Annotated in this window: 13 protein-coding genes; 4 read left to right on the top strand and 9 right to left on the bottom strand. The window is 55.1% G+C overall.

Translation table 11 applies throughout. The features are described 5' to 3' along the window. Positions 1-796: 796 nt before the first annotated feature. On the top strand, positions 797-1063 hold the full coding sequence (locus FGQ61_RS06290) for a ribbon-helix-helix protein, CopG family (protein ID WP_055309982.1): 267 nt from the start codon (positions 797-799) through the stop codon (positions 1061-1063). 151 nt (positions 1064-1214) lie between these two features. On the opposite strand, the gene FGQ61_RS06285 is transcribed toward FGQ61_RS06290, so the two are convergent. The 4 genes from FGQ61_RS06285 to FGQ61_RS06270 form a co-directional block, all read right to left on the bottom strand. Next, the gene (locus FGQ61_RS06285; RefSeq protein ID WP_138374951.1) at positions 1215-2168 is read right to left on the bottom strand and encodes a tRNA dihydrouridine synthase; all 954 of its coding nucleotides are present in this window, start codon (positions 2166-2168) and stop codon (positions 1215-1217) included. A 448-nt stretch (positions 2169-2616) separates the two neighbouring features. Further along, positions 2617-3882 (bottom strand): MFS transporter, encoded by a 1266-nt coding sequence (locus tag FGQ61_RS06280; RefSeq protein WP_138374950.1) that lies wholly within the window; start codon positions 3880-3882, stop codon positions 2617-2619. 11 nt (positions 3883-3893) lie between these two features. Then, positions 3894-4958: an ornithine carbamoyltransferase gene (locus FGQ61_RS06275; protein ID WP_138374949.1), complete on the bottom strand. Its 1065-nt coding sequence runs from the start codon at positions 4956-4958 to the stop codon at positions 3894-3896. A 123-nt stretch (positions 4959-5081) separates the two neighbouring features. Continuing rightward, complete coding sequence (locus FGQ61_RS06270; protein WP_117840390.1) at positions 5082-6320, bottom strand: agmatine deiminase family protein; 1239 nt, start codon at positions 6318-6320, stop codon at positions 5082-5084. A 239-nt stretch (positions 6321-6559) separates the two neighbouring features. On the opposite strand from FGQ61_RS06270, the gene FGQ61_RS06265 reads away from it, so the two are divergent. After that, positions 6560-7123 carry a TetR/AcrR family transcriptional regulator gene (locus tag FGQ61_RS06265; protein WP_171021531.1) on the top strand — a complete coding sequence of 188 codons (564 nt, stop codon included), beginning with the start codon at positions 6560-6562 and terminating at the stop codon, positions 7121-7123. A gap of 137 nt (positions 7124-7260) precedes the next feature. Here FGQ61_RS06265 and FGQ61_RS06260 read toward each other — a convergent pair whose 3' ends face one another. From FGQ61_RS06260 to FGQ61_RS09820, 5 genes are all read right to left on the bottom strand, one after another. Further along, the gene (locus FGQ61_RS06260; RefSeq protein ID WP_138374947.1) at positions 7261-8541 is read right to left on the bottom strand and encodes an MFS transporter; all 1281 of its coding nucleotides are present in this window, start codon (positions 8539-8541) and stop codon (positions 7261-7263) included. A 175-nt stretch (positions 8542-8716) separates the two neighbouring features. Then, positions 8717-11956 carry an ABC transporter ATP-binding protein/permease gene (locus FGQ61_RS06255; protein ID WP_138374946.1) on the bottom strand — a complete coding sequence of 1080 codons (3240 nt, stop codon included), beginning with the start codon at positions 11954-11956 and terminating at the stop codon, positions 8717-8719. Between the two features lie 253 nt (positions 11957-12209). Beyond that, positions 12210-13181, bottom strand: coding sequence for a TlpA family protein disulfide reductase (locus FGQ61_RS06250; protein WP_138374945.1), 972 nt, complete (start codon positions 13179-13181; stop codon positions 12210-12212). A 29-nt stretch (positions 13182-13210) separates the two neighbouring features. Beyond that, positions 13211-14113, bottom strand: coding sequence for a 4Fe-4S binding protein (locus FGQ61_RS06245; RefSeq protein ID WP_138374944.1), 903 nt, complete (start codon positions 14111-14113; stop codon positions 13211-13213). Beyond that, positions 14106-14177, bottom strand: a complete 72-nt coding sequence (locus FGQ61_RS09820) for a CD1871A family CXXC motif-containing protein (protein ID WP_254179316.1) — start codon at positions 14175-14177, stop codon at positions 14106-14108. The genes FGQ61_RS06245 and FGQ61_RS09820 overlap by 8 nt, the downstream gene beginning before the upstream one ends. Positions 14178-14324: 147 nt before the next feature. Between FGQ61_RS09820 and FGQ61_RS06235 the strand changes: the two genes are divergently transcribed. Then, positions 14325-15017, top strand: a complete 693-nt coding sequence (locus tag FGQ61_RS06235) for a response regulator transcription factor (protein ID WP_138374943.1) — start codon at positions 14325-14327, stop codon at positions 15015-15017. Beyond that, positions 15014-16165 carry a HAMP domain-containing sensor histidine kinase gene (locus tag FGQ61_RS06230; protein WP_138374942.1) on the top strand — a complete coding sequence of 384 codons (1152 nt, stop codon included), beginning with the start codon at positions 15014-15016 and terminating at the stop codon, positions 16163-16165. Before FGQ61_RS06235 ends, FGQ61_RS06230 begins: the two co-directional genes overlap by 4 nt. The last annotated feature ends 19 nt before the right edge of the window (positions 16166-16184 follow it).

Genomic DNA, 16184 nt, shown 5'->3' with positions numbered 1-16184 from the left:
GACCCAAACATGTACACCAGCATCCAAAGTCGACATTTTTCGACATCTTTGGATGCTGGCGTACAGCTTTTTGGTAGTCATGGACGCTCTTGGCCGGCTAATTGTTTGAGGAGACCTTTGGATTATGGCTGTTTGACGCCTCTGGAAAGGTTTCCGAGAGGGCTGTGGTCAAAAAAGGGCAAATATGAGTACTGCTACCTGTTTAGTAGCAGCGATTTTGATCACTTCAGGAACTATTCAACGTTCCACTCGTCCGCAGACGACGTTATTTCTCCTCATATGTTCAATAAAAGTAGCTCTTAATGGGAACAAATCTCATCAGGAACTACAATTTATAGCAAATAAATGCAACCATAATGGCAACAGTACTCATATTTGCCCTTTTTTGACCACGACCCTCCAGAATAGTCGCTGAGAGCGACACTAAATGACAAAATCCGACACTTGAACGTTCTTATATGAGTAGCCATTGAAGGACACCTAACGACTACTCCCATTCGCGACACACTGTGTCGCGAATTAAGCTGGCCCCATTACCGAAGACCAGTGAGAGCTCCTGCCCAGAATCTCAATAGCTTAATAAAGGGCTCCCCTCCGGAAGTTCAATGAGCATCCAAATTCCAAGCTGAAAAGCAAAGGAGTATCGAAGCCGTCAATGCTCATTTCCTATCGAACAGGCAGGTCAAAACAAGCTAATTAGCCCGATGAACTGCTTGTATTTTTGTCTACAAAATTGTATACAAAAAGAGAATCCGAGAACCGGCGCTCGACATTATGTCGATCGATAGGAGGCGCCATGGATGCTAAGCAGCTCGAAAAGATGATGGGGTTTGCTCCCGGAGAGTTGAAGAAAGCCGCGGAAGCCTACGAAAAAGATGAGTGGCCGAAAGGTCACACCATCAAGTTGGGAAGGCCACCAATCTCCGATGAGCCGAGCGTCGTTATATCAGCACGTGTGGGCGAATCGATTCTTGAGGCGTTTGACGAAAAAGCCAAACGCCATGGGCAAACACGCACGGAGCGGCTCAGAGAGCTCATTACACTTGATGCACTGATTGCCTAGGCCCGCTCCCCCGTCGGACCCAAACATGTACACCAGCATCCAAAGTCGACATTTTTCGACATCTTTGGATGCTGGTGTACATGTTTTTGCTACATAGTCGTTGGGGACGTCCTTAAATGACCAGTCGTTAAAGAACGCCCCCGATGACTAGTTAGCCGTGGAAGCGAGCTGTGGGTGCAAGCGGCTGTTCACGAAAGACGCGCTCGACGGCAGCGCGGTATTCGTCGACCTTTTTGGTCTTGCGTACGATCTTGTGGACGGTAGCGGGATCAGCGAAAGCGCACTTGGCGTAGAACCACCACTCCTTCATGCGGAAGACCGCATTGCCGCCAATCTCTTCTGCATAGGCCGCAAACAGCGTGTCGTGGAAACGCTGCAGTTCGGCTGCCGTGGCAGCGGGACCGCCCTTGACCATGCGAGCGAGCGCGGGGTTCGCAAGCAAGCCACGCCCCAGCATCACATGGCGCGTCCCGGGATAGGCCTCCACCAGCGCATCCATATCCTCAAGATCGAAAATGTCGCCGTTATAGGCCACGGGGAACGGCGCACGCCCCAGCGTCTCGCCGTAAAACTCCTTGCGCGGCGATCCCGTATAGCGGTCCTTTTGCACGCGCGGGTGCACGATCAGCTCTGCCAACGGCATGCGGCAATACAGATCGAGCACGCGCTCGTATTCGTCGTCATTCTCCAGCCCCAGCCTGGTCTTTACCGACACCGGCAACGGCGACCGCTCGCACACATCGCTTAAGAACGCCTCGAGCTCGTCGAGATTGCGCAAGAAACCCGAGCCCTTGCCCTTGGCGACAACCGTTCCCGAAGGGCAACCCAGGTTGAGATTGACCTCGCGGTAGCCCATGTCGGCGAGCACCTGTGCCGCCCACACAAACTCGTCCGCGTTCTTGGACATCAGCTGAGGCACCACGTTGAGCCCCTGGTTATTGGCAGGATCGATCTCCTTAAACGCCTTGCCGCCAAAGCGGTTTCCCACCCGCGGCGGCGGCAAAAACGGCGTGTAATAGCAATCGAGCGCACCGAAGCACTCCGCATGCACGCGACGGAACACATGCCCGGTAATCCCCTCCATAGGGGCCAGCGAAAGGATCATCTACTCTTCTCTCATATCAACACAACAAAGGGGCCGTCCCTTTGTCACATGCATTATGCCTTGCGCTTCAGGCGATTCACAAGGAAGAGGTAGCTACTGAACGATGACCACCCTCCAGCCGCACCCCATACAACGAGGTTTAATACTTTTCCCGAGAAGTGAACGAGTGAAAACGGGCCCCCGAAGCATCGGCACTTTCGAGATGCAATTTCCTGCGGTTTTGCCAGCCAAATCCTGCGGGTTTGACGTCTAAAAATGTCGATGCTTCGGAGGTCCAAGTATGGCCGTTCACTTCTCGGAAAAGTATTAGACCTCGATTTACATGCCACTCAATGTGACAAAGTGGCTGCTCCTTTGTCACATTCGATGAAAAAGGGCACCGATGTTAGTCGATGCCCCAAAGCGGCTGCAGGTTAAGCCCTACAGCGTATGTCTAAGACGAATCGAACTATTCGTCCCAGGAGAGGTTCTTACCAGTCTTTTTTGCCAGCAGCAAGAACAGGCCGATAATAACGTTGCATGCGATGCAGAAGATGAAGACGCCCTGGAAGGAGCCGACAAGCTCATAGACCTTCATCATAACGGGCATGCCAAAGGCGCCGACGATATAGCCCACGGAGCAGATCAGCGCGAAGATGCGACCGAAATCGCGGGAGCCAAAGACATCCATAACCAAAACGGTCAGGGCAGTGCCAGCGATGACGTACATTACGTCGTTCACGCCTGCTGCGAGGATGCTGAGCGTCGAGTTGCCGCTGCTCATCATGAGCATGACAAAGGAGAGGATGGAGACAGCGAGCCAGCCCAGAATGGCCTTCGTGCTGCCGAACCTATCGCAAGTGGTGCCGACGATCGGATTGAGGAACAGATCGAAGAGCGATGCAGCGGATACCATGAAGCCGCCCACCATGGGGCTAAAACCAACCTCGGAAGCATACGTCGGGAAGAGCTGGTTCATGCAGCAAGTGAGCTGAACGAGACAGAGGAAGCCGATGCAGAAGAAGAAGGCAGGCGACTTAATGGCGCGCGCATAGCTAACGCCACGCGTGCTATCCTCGGTCGTCTCCTCGGTCTCGGTGACCGTCTCGCCCTCGACGTAGCCATAGGGCAGCATGCCCTTGTCCTGAGGCTTATAGCGAATAATCAGGACGGAAGCGGGGAGAATGAGCACGGCGGAGACGCCAGCGAGCACCAGATAGCCAGTCCTCCAGCCAGCGGCCTCGATGACAGAGGTGATGACGGGGCTCATGATGAGCATGTAAATCGAGTTCACTGCCCAAGCGAGACCGATTGCCAGGCCACCAGATTTTTTGAACCACTGGTCAATAACGTCGGACATGGCGACGCCGGTGGTGAAGGCGAAGCAAACGCCAATCAGGGCGCCAGCGGCGATGAACATCCAGACTTCGGTGTAGAAGGCCATGCCTGCGCCGGCAGCGAGCAAAATAAGCTCGACAACGGGGAGCCAAACCTTGCCAACGACCTTGGGAATGAGTTTTCCGACAAACGGAAGAGCTGCCGCAAGACCAATGAGCGTTGCGGTGAAGTAATACGAGAAGATGGAATAGTCAAACCCGAACTCCTCGCACACGGGTGCGACGAAGGAGCCCGCGATGACGCTATAGGATCCGGTCGTGCCGGCAGACATAAGGCCGAGCGCGATTACGAGAACCCATGCGTAAACCTTGCTGCTCTTTAACTTTGCATTATCCATTGATACAGCTCCTAGAGACCCAGAAGGGCACACATAACAGCCTTGATGGTGTGCTGACGGTTCTCTGCCTCACGGAAGATGACCGAAGCGTTGGCCTCAAAGCACTCGTCGGCAATCTCAAAGCCCTCGGTGATGATTTCGCGATGGAGGTCGTTCTTGCACTGGTCGAGGAGCATTTTGCCGACACGGTGATCTGCGTTATGGACAGAGGGAAGCTCATGCATGCAGAAGATGTCGGGATTGTTGGTGCGCTTGCACAGCTCGCTGGTGACGCGATAGGGGTACAAAGACTCGGCATCGCCCAACCAGGAGTTGTAGTCGTCGGGATCCAGAACCTCTTCGCCGCACTCGGGGTTGATGTAGCGCCACTCCTCGGTAACGATAACGTCAACGCCATCCAGGGCATCGAGGTCAGAGGTGATGGTAAAGGTCCTATTGGGAGCGTACTTGGCGTAGCAGGCCTCCACCTCTTCGATCATTTCCTTGCACATCTGATGACGGAGGTCGTCGGGGCCGATGGCGAGGAAGTCCATGTCGAGCATAGCGCACAGACGGCCATACCACACTGGGGCGCCGGCGCAGTTGCCAACGAAAGCCATCTTCTTGCCGCGGCTCGTACGCAAACCGCCCCATTGCTCTTCCATCGTAAGAGCGTCAGCGAGCATCTGAGTCGGGTGATCGCCGAGAGTAAGGGCATTGATGACCGGGATGTCAACCAGGTCGGCGACGTCATAGAGGAACTGCTCGTCCTTCTGTGCGCGGTAGACGATGAGATCGTACATGCCGTTAAAGACGCGCATGGCATCCTTGACGGTCTCGCAGTCACCCATGTGGGAGTTGGTCAGATAAGTGAAGCCCATGCCCAAATCATTGCAGGAGGTCTCGAATGCGCAACGAGTACGGGTCGAGCCCCACTCAAAGTTGGCGAGGACGTTTTTGCCGGGGAAGTAGTGCTGGTCGACACCGGACTTCTTCTGAGCCTTAAGGTTCCAGGCAAGATCGATGAGATAGCGGAAATCCTCGGAGGAAAGATCATGGATGTTGATGTAGTCGCGACCGCGGAGGCTGTTGTTCATGCCTATTTCCTTTCGAATTATTATCAAAATTATTGTTGAATGTGTCCCCGAGGAAAACACGGATATCCCTCGGGGAGCGGTACATGTGGCGCCTAAGCCAAAGAGCGCAGGCTCTAAGGCTCACTAACGACTGGCCGCCACGTCCTTAGTCCAGCAGTGCACGCCGCCGCCGGACAGGTTAAGCGCGAGGGAATCAATCATGATGACCTTGCGATCGGGGAAGCAGCTCTCAAGAACTGCCTTGGCCTGCTCGTCCTTCTCTTTCACGACCTCGCTCATGCCCTCGTGGTAATAACGCTGGCCAAGAACGACGCCGTTGCAAATCAGGAAATTGCAGTAGCTCGCTGCGGCGTAGAAGTGGACGGGGCCCTCGGGCCAGGGGGTGCCATCCATAAACTTGCCGCCCATTTCGTCGATGAAGCCCTTATAGAGCTCGTAATCTTCATCGCCAGGGGCGATAACGACTTCAATAGGCTCGGCGGTGGGCATACGAACGATCTCGAAGGGCTTGCCCTCCCAGTCCGTTTCGTTGCTCAGGATCTCGTAGGCTGCCTCAATGCGGCGACGAGACTCTGCTCCAGCCTTGCTCGAGGCTGCCTCTTCATCGGACACCTCGGCAAGAAGAATCTTGTTCGGAGTGATAAAGCGACACATCTCATCAATGTGAGCTGCAAAGCTCATGCCAAAGACGGGAGTTCCGTCTTCCTTCTCGTCGAGGATGCCCAGTCGATAGTCGTCGTCCTCGAGCATAGGCTGCGGAAGCCAGATAACCTTGTTGAGGTTGTAGATGCGCTTATACTCGGCCTCTATTTCCTCTTTCGTGAACTCGGGATTACGCTTGCGGCATTCCGTGTCCTCGATGGCGATCAGAGTGCCGTGACCGTCAAACTCGCGGTCGCCGCCCTCCGAAACCATTTCGGAATTGACGATATCGAAGCAACCGAGCGCAACCGCCATGTGAACGGCTGCCTTACGTGCGGACTGGCACTCCGGGGAGTTCTTGTCCCACACGCCGTAATAGGTCCAAGCGGGGTTGACCATATAAGAATGGCCCTTGTCGTCGACCATGATGCTGGGACCGTTGTCGCGGACATAGAAGTTGGAGTCTTCGAACTGCGTGATCTCGATGCGATCGAGATCAACCCCCTCCTCCTTCAGGCGCGAGCAAGCCTCCTCATAGGAGCCGGGGGTGCCGCAATTGAGGTTGACCGTAACGTCGCCATACTCGAGCAGAGCCTTGATCACGTCAACGCAGGGCTGGCGGTTATCGTAGCCCTCTGCACGGATGTAATCGGGAAGCCATGTCACATAGACGTTGGAGCGCTTCTCGAACTCGCCCGGCATACGATAGTTCTCGTACATGGTTGGTCCTTCCGTCGGGTTTCCCGCGATGCTGTCCGGCCGCGACAATAGCGGGGTTTCACCTGCTATAGTACTACTATACCTACCGTTCGGTAGATAATTTTGAATAATTGCCGCTCGCCTACTGATACATACCGTTCGCCGTATATAGTGGTCATGTTTGGACACGAATTGATGTTCCGTTGCCATCCTTAATAATGTTGGTAGTGCGGAAGTGATTTGCAATGGAGAAATGCAGCGTGAGCACAAGAAAAAAAATATTGGACGCAATGTACGATCTTGTGGCAGAAGTCGGTTATGACAAAGCGTCTATCGGAAAGATTTGCGACTTTGTCGGTATATCCAAGCCGTCGGTGTACTACTACTTTCCCTCAAAAGAGGAGATTTTCACTACGCTCTTGGACAGCATGTTTCCGACCATTGACTATCGGCGCGACTACTCGCTAATAGTCGATAGGGACGGGTTCAAGGCCGCGCTTATCGAGCTCGGCAATTCAGTTATAGGTGGCTATCGAAGCGATGAAAAGCGCCGGCGCGTGCTGGCCGAGGTTAGCGTTCAAGCAAATCGAATTCCTGCAGTTCAGGAACGTCAAGCGACGGCGACCAAACGAACCATGGATGCGCTTAAAGACATCCTTCTTCATGGTGTAGAGATTGGCGCGTTTTCCGATAGCGCCGACGTAATGCTCTACGTACAAATTCTTTATACCGTTCTGGAGGGAGCAAGCAATACGGTCGCTCAAGGTGAGGATATTGATGAGAAAGCGGTTTGGGCGGGAATAGTCGAGCTTATGTTCAAATAGACCAGCCAAGCTGAAGCGCATGTTGGCGCCCATGGTGCCTGCGGGCAACCTTTAAAACGAAAACAGGGGTCGACTCCAATCTGGCTTGGAGTCGACCCCTGTTGCGTGGCAATCTATGCCGGTGCAATCGGCGCTTATTACTTTTCAGCAGCCTTATTGAGAAAGCCGGAAACGATAGCAAACGCAGCAATCATAAGGTTGCAGGCAATGCAGAAGATAAATACTCCCTGGAATGACCCTGCCATGCCGTAAACCTTCATCATGACCGGCATTCCAAAAGCACCGACGACATAGCCCGCTGAGCAAACGATCGAATAGATCCTTCCAAAATCGCGTGATCCAAAGAGCGAGAGGAGAAGCATCGGCATTGCGGTTCCAACGATGGCGAACATGACATCGTTTACACCAGCTGCAATGATGGAAACGGTCTCATTGCTTCCGCCAATGATAAGAAGCAGGAATGAAAGAATGCTGACACCTGTCCATGCGACCGTTGCTTTAATAGCGCCAAGCTTGTCGCATGTTTTGCCCACGAAGGGATTTAGGAAGATATCGGAGAGTGAAGCTGCCGAGACCATTAAGCTTCCTACGATAGGATTGAAACCGACCTCGCTTGCATAGGTTGGAAACAGCTGGTTCATGCAGCAGGTGAGCTGCGCCACGCAAAGCAAGAGGACACAGAGAATAAAAGACGGCGTTTTCGCGGCATCGCGGAGTGCCATGCCCGAAAGGACATCTTCCTGCTCATCGGCGCTGCAGCTCTCATGGGTTTCGGAGACGGTCTCTCCGTACGGAAGCATATTGCGATCAGAGGGGTTAAGGCGAATGATAAATGCGCTTGCAGGCAAAATCATAGCTGCAGAAACGGCCGCAAGCACGATGTATCCCGTACGCCAGCCTTGCTGCTCGATGACCAGCGTAATGACAGGACTCAATAACAGCGTGCAGAGAGAATTAACGCCCCAAGCGAGGCCGATGGCGAGACCGGACGATTTGCTGAACCATTGGTCAATGACATCGGACATGCAGACGCCCGTTGTAAACGAAAAGCAGATGCCGATCACTGCGGCGGAGACGGTGAACATCCAGACCTCGGTGTAGAACGCCATTGCGGCGCCGGCGGCAATAAGGACGAGTTCAATGCAAATATGCCATGGTTTGCCGATTACTTTTGGAATGAAGCGACTCAAAAGCGGAAGCCCAAGCGCAAGGCCAAGAAGAATCGCGGTGAAATAGAAAGAAAAAGAAGTGTAGTCAAAGCCCAGATCTTCACATACTGGAGCAACGAATGAGCCGGCAATAATGCTATATGTGCCAGTTGTTCCGGCGGACATTAAGCCGAGCGCAATAACGACGACCCAAGCAAATGCGCCGCTTTCACGGAGACAATCTTTTTTGGCTGGTGTGGTGAGAGTCATGGTTGCTCCATTTCTATCGGCAATACATCCTATATGCCTACCGATAGGTATATAAACCAGAGGACTCTTCGTCAAGCATTAAGCGGGGAGAGGGAGTTCTTAACCTGCCGAACGGTAATTAGACCCCGTTTTCGCAAGGGTCTCAATGTGACAAAGGGACTGTCCCTTTGTCGCATTATTCGGAGCGCAGGGCTTCGACGGGGTCCTTCTTGGATGCGCTGCGGGCCGGCAGCAGGCCGGCAACGACCGTCAGCAGCACTGAAATTGCGATGAGCACCAGCGCATCCTGCACGGGCAGGCTCATCAGATTGGGCACCTGTTTGGCCGCAAGCGCCCAGGTATTAACCGGAAAGCTCACGAGCACCACGACGACAATGGCAAAGACGCCGGCGATGAGGCCCTCGATAAAGGTCTCGGCATTGAATACGTTGGCCACGTTGCGCTTCGACGCGCCGATCGCGCGCAGGATGCCAATCTCCTTTTTGCGCTCCAGCACGCTGATGTAGGTGATGATGCCGATCATAATGGAGCTCACCACTAGGCTGATGCTCACGAATGCGATGAGCACCAAGCTGATGGTATTCACAATGTCGGTCACCGAGCCCATAATGATTCCCATATAGTCGGTGTACGAAATCGCCTGCTCATCGTGGCCAGCAGCTTTGACCTGCTTGTTATACGCATCGATATGGTCGAGCACGCGCTCCTTCGCCTCAAAGTCGCGCGGGAAAATCTTGACCGAGATGGGGTCTGCCTCGTCCGCATAACCCAGTGTGGTCAGGTTGTTGTCATAGGTAAGCTGCGATGCCTTGGCATAACTCATCATAAGCGAACTCAGGTCCTCGGCGTCCATGTTGAAGTGGATGGCGCGGGCAAAGGCGCTCGCATCCACACGCATAGCGCTCGCCAGGTTGGCAAAACTCGATGACATCTGCGTCGCCATCTGGCCCATGAGCCCTGCCGCGCCTGCCTTGAGCTGAGTTGACACCGTCGTCGCAATCTGGTCGCTGATCGACTTCATCATCTGATCCAGAGCCTGCTGCAGATACGGAGCCAGCTGCTTTTGTACATAGTCGGTCATCGCCTGCTGCAGGCGCTCGGCCAGGGCATCGCCGCCGAGTGCCTTGAGCTGAGCCAGGATTTGCTGGGCTGCCGTATCACTCTCAAGATACGTCGAGAACGCGGCGGCAAGCTTTGACGCGTCCTTAAGATCTTCGGGCGTCAGCGCCTTAAACTGTTCCGACTGCATAAAGCCCGTGAACAGTTGGTTGGCGAGCGCCCCCACTTGCTGCATCTGCTCGGGTGTAAGCTCCAACCCATCGAAGACACCCGAGAAATCGGGGGCTGGCGCCTTAGACATGATGTCGCTGAAGTCGATATCCTTCCCTACGCCCGAAAGGTCAATGTCCAGCTCGGACAAGTCAAGACACGACGGGTCCATACCGCCGGCAACACCCGAGAGCACGGAGGTATCGAACGAGAACGCGCTCTTGAGCGCCGCCTCGTCCACACTGAACATGCTGCCCAGATCCACGCCTTGTTTGGCCTCGCCTTGCAGTTCGTCGAAGGTTTTGCCCGTAAAGACATCCGTCTCGGGGTGGGCGAGTTGCTCCCGCACAATCTGCGAATCGGCGGCGCGCTCCATAAGCTGGCGAGTCAGCGCATGTGTATAGGCAATGCCCGGAGACAACGCACTCGCATTGGCCGTCTCGTTAGGGCGCACCACACCCACGATGTGTACGTCGATGCCATCGGCAACCTTGGCGGCCATAAAGTCGGCGTCACCAGACATGTCGGTCCACATGCCGGTCTCTTCGTTTTTGCGATAGGCATCGGCCGGCGACAGCACCTTAAACGTCGTGGACAGCGCATCGTCGTAGGTAAAGTCGGTGCCGGTCTCGGGTGCTTTGACCCCACCGTCGGCCGTCATGGCACTGTTTACCAGATCGTTGAGCTCATCGATATCCAGCGCACCGATGCTGTAGAGCGTATAGTCGCCCACCGTACCGCGGCTCGAAAGCACCATCACGGCTTCGTTGGCAGACGTGGGCCAATGACCGGCGACGACATCGTACTGGCTGTCGAGCAGGCTCTGGTCGTCAATCATCTCGTTAAAGACCGAGGTTCCCATGGATTCCATGCTCACCGTTGCCGCCGAACTCGCGCCTCCGCTCATAGCCTCGGTCATTGCGTTGGGAACAAGCCGAACGGGCTTCTCATCGCCCTTGCCGGCACGATAGACAACCGGCGATACACCGTAGCCGTACTGAATGGCGTTGACCTCTTTGTCGATACCGTCGCCGCCGTCGTCAAGCCATGCCTTAAAGCTCGTCATGTCGTTGGACTTAACGCTCGCAAACATATCCTTTACGGCCGTGACCACGGGAATCTTATCGGTTTCGGCACTGTCGTCGGACGAATCCACGTTTTCAGGCGAGTCATCATCCGCAGCCCCCTGTCCGCCCATCATGGACGACAGGTCGTAATCCTGCTTGGAAATGGTGAGCGGGTAGCTCGAGAGCGTATCCTCCTCGACCTTTTTGATGTAGCCGTTTACGCCGTTGGACAGCGCCAGAATCGCCGCGATACCGATAATGCCAATCGAGCCCGCAAAGGCCGTCATGGCCGTGCGGCCCTTCTTGGTCATGAGGTTTCGGGCAGAAAGCCCCAGCGCCGTCACAAAGCTCATCGAGGTTTTGCGCGTAGGCTTGGCCTCGCGGCGCGTGGCGTCAGCGACATCGAAAGGATCGGAATCATCGGTGATCTTGCCGTCCGCCAGGTTGACGATGCGCGTGGCGTATTGGTATGCCAGGTCGGGATTGTGCGTGACCATGATGACCAGACGGTCGCGCGCAACTTCTTTGAGCAAATCCATAACCTGCACGGATGTCGTTGAATCCAAAGCGCCAGTCGGCTCGTCGGCAAGGACGATCTCAGGGTCATTGATCAGGGCGCGGGCAATGGCCACGCGCTGCATCTGCCCGCCCGATAGCTGGCTCGGGCGCTTGTTAACGTGCTCGCCCAAGCCGACTTTCTCCAACGCCTCGCGCGCACGCTGGCGACGCTCGGCATGCCCCACGCCCGTGAGCGTGAGCGCCAGCTCCACGTTTTCCAAAATGGTCTGATGCGGAATGAGGTTATAGCTTTGGAACACAAAGCCGATGCGGTTGTTGCGGTAGGCATCCCAATCGCGATCGTGAAAGTCTTTGGTCGAAATACCGTCGATCAGCAGGTCGCCAGAATCGAAATGATCGAGCCCACCGATAACGTTGAGCATCGTAGTTTTGCCCGACCCCGAAGGTCCCAGAATGGCCACGAACTCGTTATCGCGAAAAGACAGGCTCACGCTGTCGAGCGCTACCTGCGTAAACGACTGCGTAACGTACCTTTTGCAAATACCTTTGAGCTCCAGCATGGACGGCAACCTCTCCTGCGCAGGCACCCTGCCCGCTCTCCTCCGCCGTTCGTATTCGACGCTTTTGTCCTACTCTATCCCCATTTTTTGCCGACGCCAGTGAGGAATGTAACAAACCGCGCCAAAAAACGAACGGGACGGCGCCCAAAAGAAGAGGTCCCGAGCGGGACCTCTATATGGTGGAGCTTATCTTGAAAGGCAGCAGACTACTTCGCACAGCGACACACGATCCTCGCTATGCTTTACGCGGTTTTTACTGCTCGCTATTCGCAATCGCCTGGTCGATAAGCTTGTCGAGTGCTGCGCGCTGCTCGGCGGAGCTGATGGCTCCCACGATTGGATCCCCTACGATGTTGCCATTCTGATCGATGACATACGTTGTCGGGAACGAGAACAAATTTGACGTAAACTTACCGGCCTCGCTATCCGACTTGAACCAGATGTTCTTATATGTCACGCCCTTCTTGCTCAGCACGTCCTTGGCATCCGCAATCTCGCCCTTGTTGCCATCGAGCGTAAAGGAATTGACGCCCACGACCTGGCCGCCCTTCTTGGCAAGCTCCTTATTCAGTTTCTCAAGATCGCCCAGCTCGCCCACGCACGGCTTGCAAGTGGTGAACCAGAAGTTCATGACGGTGACCTTGTTCTTAGCGAACAGCTCGTCGCTGCTCACGTCGTTGCCATCCAGGTCTTTGCCCGTAAAGCTGGGGAACTTCGTCGCCTCGCTCGAAGTATTGGCACCAGCCGTCATGCCAGCGGTCGAAGCGTCGACGCTCTCGCCTGAGCTCGGCGTGCTTCCACAGCCGGGGAACTCCTTCTCCAGGCTCTCGAGCTTGTCCTCGATCTCCTTGATCTGCTGCGCACCGGCCTTGAGCGTCTTAAGCTCATCCGCCGTGAACTCATCCTTGGCACCGTCGATGGTCTTGAGCAGGAAATCGCCGTAATTGCTGCCGTCCTCAATCATTACCGAGTCTTTATTTGCCGCATTGAATACCTTTTCCCACGGCGCGTTATCACTCGAAAGGATATCGTTCTCCTTTTTCATGAGCTTCGCATACAGCTCGGCGGCCTCGTCGGCATTGGTCGGCTTCTGCGCAGTGAGTTCTGCGATCTTAGGATCGGAGCTCGCAGATTCGCTCGCATTGCCACCGGACGCCGAACATGCCACAAGGCACAAGGCCAATACCGGCACCATAAACAGGGCCGCAATCTTAGAAAGCTTCATGATCATTCCTCCGTTTTGTCGAAGCTTGTTTACTTTTTATCGGCGGTCAAGGGAAGCTTTTCCGCCGACACATCCAGGCCATAGCGATAGCTGATGGCATCGACAGGACAGGCCCCGATGCACTTTCCGCACCGGATACATTCGGCATGATTGGGCGCGCGGACCACATCAACGTCCATCTGACAAACCCTTGAACACTTGCCGCACGAGACGCATTTGCACGCGTCAACCTGAATCCCCAACAAGGACACCCTATTCATGAGCGCATAGAATGCGCCGAGCGGGCAAATCCATTTGCAGAAGGGGCGATAGAACAAAACGCTCAGCACTACTACGGCAATGAGAACGGCAAGTTTCCAGGTAAAGAGCTGCCCCAGCGCAGATCGAATGCCGGCGTTGGCAATGGCCAGCGGAATGGCGCCCTCGAGCACGCCCTGCGGACAGATGTACTTACAAAAGAACGGGTCGCCCATGCCCACGTCGTTAACCACCAAGACGGGCAGCAGCACCACGGCAAACAGCAGCACGACGTACTTGATGTACGTGAGCGGCTTAAGCTTTTTTGTGGAGAACTTTTTGCCGGGAATCTTATGAAGCAGCTCCTGAAGCCAGCCAAACGGACACAGAAAGCCACATACAAAGCGTCCCAGCAGCACGCCGAGCAAAATGAGCGTACCGGTAACATAGTAAGAAAAGTTGAACTTGGATGAACCTACCACCGACTGGAACGACCCGATGGGGCACGCGCCCGATGCCGCGGGGCACGAATAGCAATTAAGTCCAGGTACGCAGACTGTTTTCCCCGCGCCCTGATAGATGCCGCCTTTGGCAAAGTTTGGCAGGTGAATGTTGGTGACCAGCGTCGCCGCCGCCTGAATGAGTCCGCGAAATCGGGCCAAAACATGCGACGCGGTGTTTGCTCTTTTATCCAATTCCGATACACTCCAAGCACAGCCTAATCGCTTTGGCCAGCACGGCATCCGCCTCGCCACGCATAACACCAAAGCACACCATGGCAATTCCGACGATCAACAAAGCGACCTGTACCATGGGTTTTACCGCTTTGAACAACTCGACCACTCCTTTCGTTACGCGACCATTGGACCATATCGACTATAAAATCCGTGTTAGGCGCGATTTGAAATGTGCAAGGAGACTGTTATGCGTATTTTGATCGTCGAGGACGAGCGGGCGCTGTGTGACGCAATCGCGCGCAGCTTGCGAAACCTGGCATACAGCGTCGACTGCTGTCACGACGGACGGGAGGCGCTCGACCTGCTGGGCGTCGAAGTCTTTGACCTCGTGGTACTCGACCTCAACCTTCCCCGTATCGACGGCATGACCGTACTCAGGGAACTTAGGAAAACCGACTGCGAGACCAAGGTGCTGATTCTGTCCGCGCGTGGCGAAGTATCCGATAAGGTCGACGGACTCGATGCCGGCGCCAACGATTACCTCACCAAGCCGTTTCATCTGGACGAACTTGCGGCAAGGATCCGCAGCCTTACCCTCAGGCGCTTCGCACAAAGCGACATAGTATTAACCTGCGGAAAACTCAGCTTTGACACCAAGGCGCGCATCGCTTCCGTGGGCAGCGAGGCCTTATCTCTTACACGCAAGGAAACGGGAATCTTGGAATACCTGATACTTAATCAGGGGCGACCGGTAAGCCAAGAGGAGCTTATCGAGCACGTTTGGGATAGCACCGTGAACAGCTTTAGCAACGCAACCCGCGTTCACATCTCGTCGCTCCGAAAAAAGTTGCGCAGCGCTTTGGGATACGACCCGATTCGCAATCGGATTGGAGAGGGCTACGTTATGGAGGATAGCGAATGAAAAGGCTTTCGCTGCAATGGCGCATAACGATCATGACGGCGCTGCTGACGTGTGCGGCGTGCGTGCTGACGAACTGCCTGGTCGGCTATACGGGCATGCGCTATATGGATGCCATCGGCAGTGACATCTCGGCCTTTAACGCTGCCGGCGCGGATTCGCCCCAGGTGTTCGACCCAACGAAAGCGACCCCCGATGACAAGGTCACGATCGTCGTAAACGACGCACAGGAATCTTTTGGCACGACAGCTTGGTACATCACGGCTGGAGTCACACTCCTTGGCGGCGTGCTGGCATACTTTGTGAGCGGCCGTGCACTCAAACCGCTACGGGCTTTTGCAGCCCAGGTTGAGCGCGTGCAGCCTGACAACCTAAGCGAAATCAGACTCAGTGAAGATGTGCCCACCGAGCTACAACGATGCAGCGCCTCTTTCAACGACATGATCGCCCGTCTTGGCGAAGGGTTCTCTGCACAGCGTCAGTTTACCGGCAACGCCGCACACGAGCTGCGCACCCCGCTCGCCCTTATGCAAGCACAGATTGAACTATTCATCTCCGAGCACTCCGGTTTGCAACCCGAAACAGCCGAGCTGCTCGGCCTGCTACAAGAACAAACCGAGCGCATGTCTCGAATGGCCAAGGTATTGCTCGAGATGAGTGAGCTCCGCAGCGTCCCTTGCGAGGACGATGTGGAACTTGGTCCTTTGTCCGAAGAGGTCCTCACCGACCTTGCGCCACTTGCCGAAAATAAGGGCATAGCCCTCAATTGTGCTGGAGACGCTTTAGTAATCGGGAGCGACACGCTCCTCTATAGGCTGGTGTTTAACCTGGTCGAAAATGCCATCCGTTACAGCCGCACCGGCTCGACTGTCAACGTCTCCATCTGCGACAACGACAGCCATGTGTTCCTGCGAGTCGAGGACCAGGGCCCGGGAATACCCAAGCAGTACCGTGAGAGCATCTTCCAGCCGTTCTTTCGTCTAGACAAATCCCGCAGTAGGGCATACGGCGGCGCAGGACTCGGACTAGCGCTCGTTTGGGAGATTGCAGCGCTTCACGGTGGCACGGTAGAGGTCGAAGAAAGTTCCGAGAACGGTACTACCATACTCGTAAGCCTTCCAAAACGATCCGCAGCGTTAACCGAACAGTAAAACGAAAGGGGTCCCGAGC

It is taken from the genome of Collinsella aerofaciens (assembly GCF_005844325.1).
Lineage (GTDB): Bacteria > Actinomycetota > Coriobacteriia > Coriobacteriales > Coriobacteriaceae > Collinsella > Collinsella aerofaciens_G.
The sequence above is the reverse complement of the archived record's forward strand: the minus strand, read 5'-3'. Positions and strand labels throughout refer to the sequence as shown.

Coding starts and splice junctions, on each gene's coding strand:
- FGQ61_RS06290 (WP_055309982.1), top strand. CDS start 797: ATGGATGCTAAGCAGCTCGAAAAGATGATGGGGTTTGCTCCCGGAGAG.
- FGQ61_RS06285 (WP_138374951.1), bottom strand. CDS start 2,168: ATGATCCTTTCGCTGGCCCCTATGGAGGGGATTACCGGGCATGTGTTC.
- FGQ61_RS06280 (WP_138374950.1), bottom strand. CDS start 3,882: ATGGATAATGCAAAGTTAAAGAGCAGCAAGGTTTACGCATGGGTTCTC.
- FGQ61_RS06275 (WP_138374949.1), bottom strand. CDS start 4,958: ATGAACAACAGCCTCCGCGGTCGCGACTACATCAACATCCATGATCTT.
- FGQ61_RS06270 (WP_117840390.1), bottom strand. CDS start 6,320: ATGTACGAGAACTATCGTATGCCGGGCGAGTTCGAGAAGCGCTCCAAC.
- FGQ61_RS06260 (WP_138374947.1), bottom strand. CDS start 8,541: ATGACTCTCACCACACCAGCCAAAAAAGATTGTCTCCGTGAAAGCGGC.
- FGQ61_RS06255 (WP_138374946.1), bottom strand. CDS start 11,956: ATGCTGGAGCTCAAAGGTATTTGCAAAAGGTACGTTACGCAGTCGTTT.
- FGQ61_RS06250 (WP_138374945.1), bottom strand. CDS start 13,181: ATGAAGCTTTCTAAGATTGCGGCCCTGTTTATGGTGCCGGTATTGGCC.
- FGQ61_RS06235 (WP_138374943.1), top strand. CDS start 14,325: ATGTGCAAGGAGACTGTTATGCGTATTTTGATCGTCGAGGACGAGCGG.
- FGQ61_RS06230 (WP_138374942.1), top strand. CDS start 15,014: ATGAAAAGGCTTTCGCTGCAATGGCGCATAACGATCATGACGGCGCTG.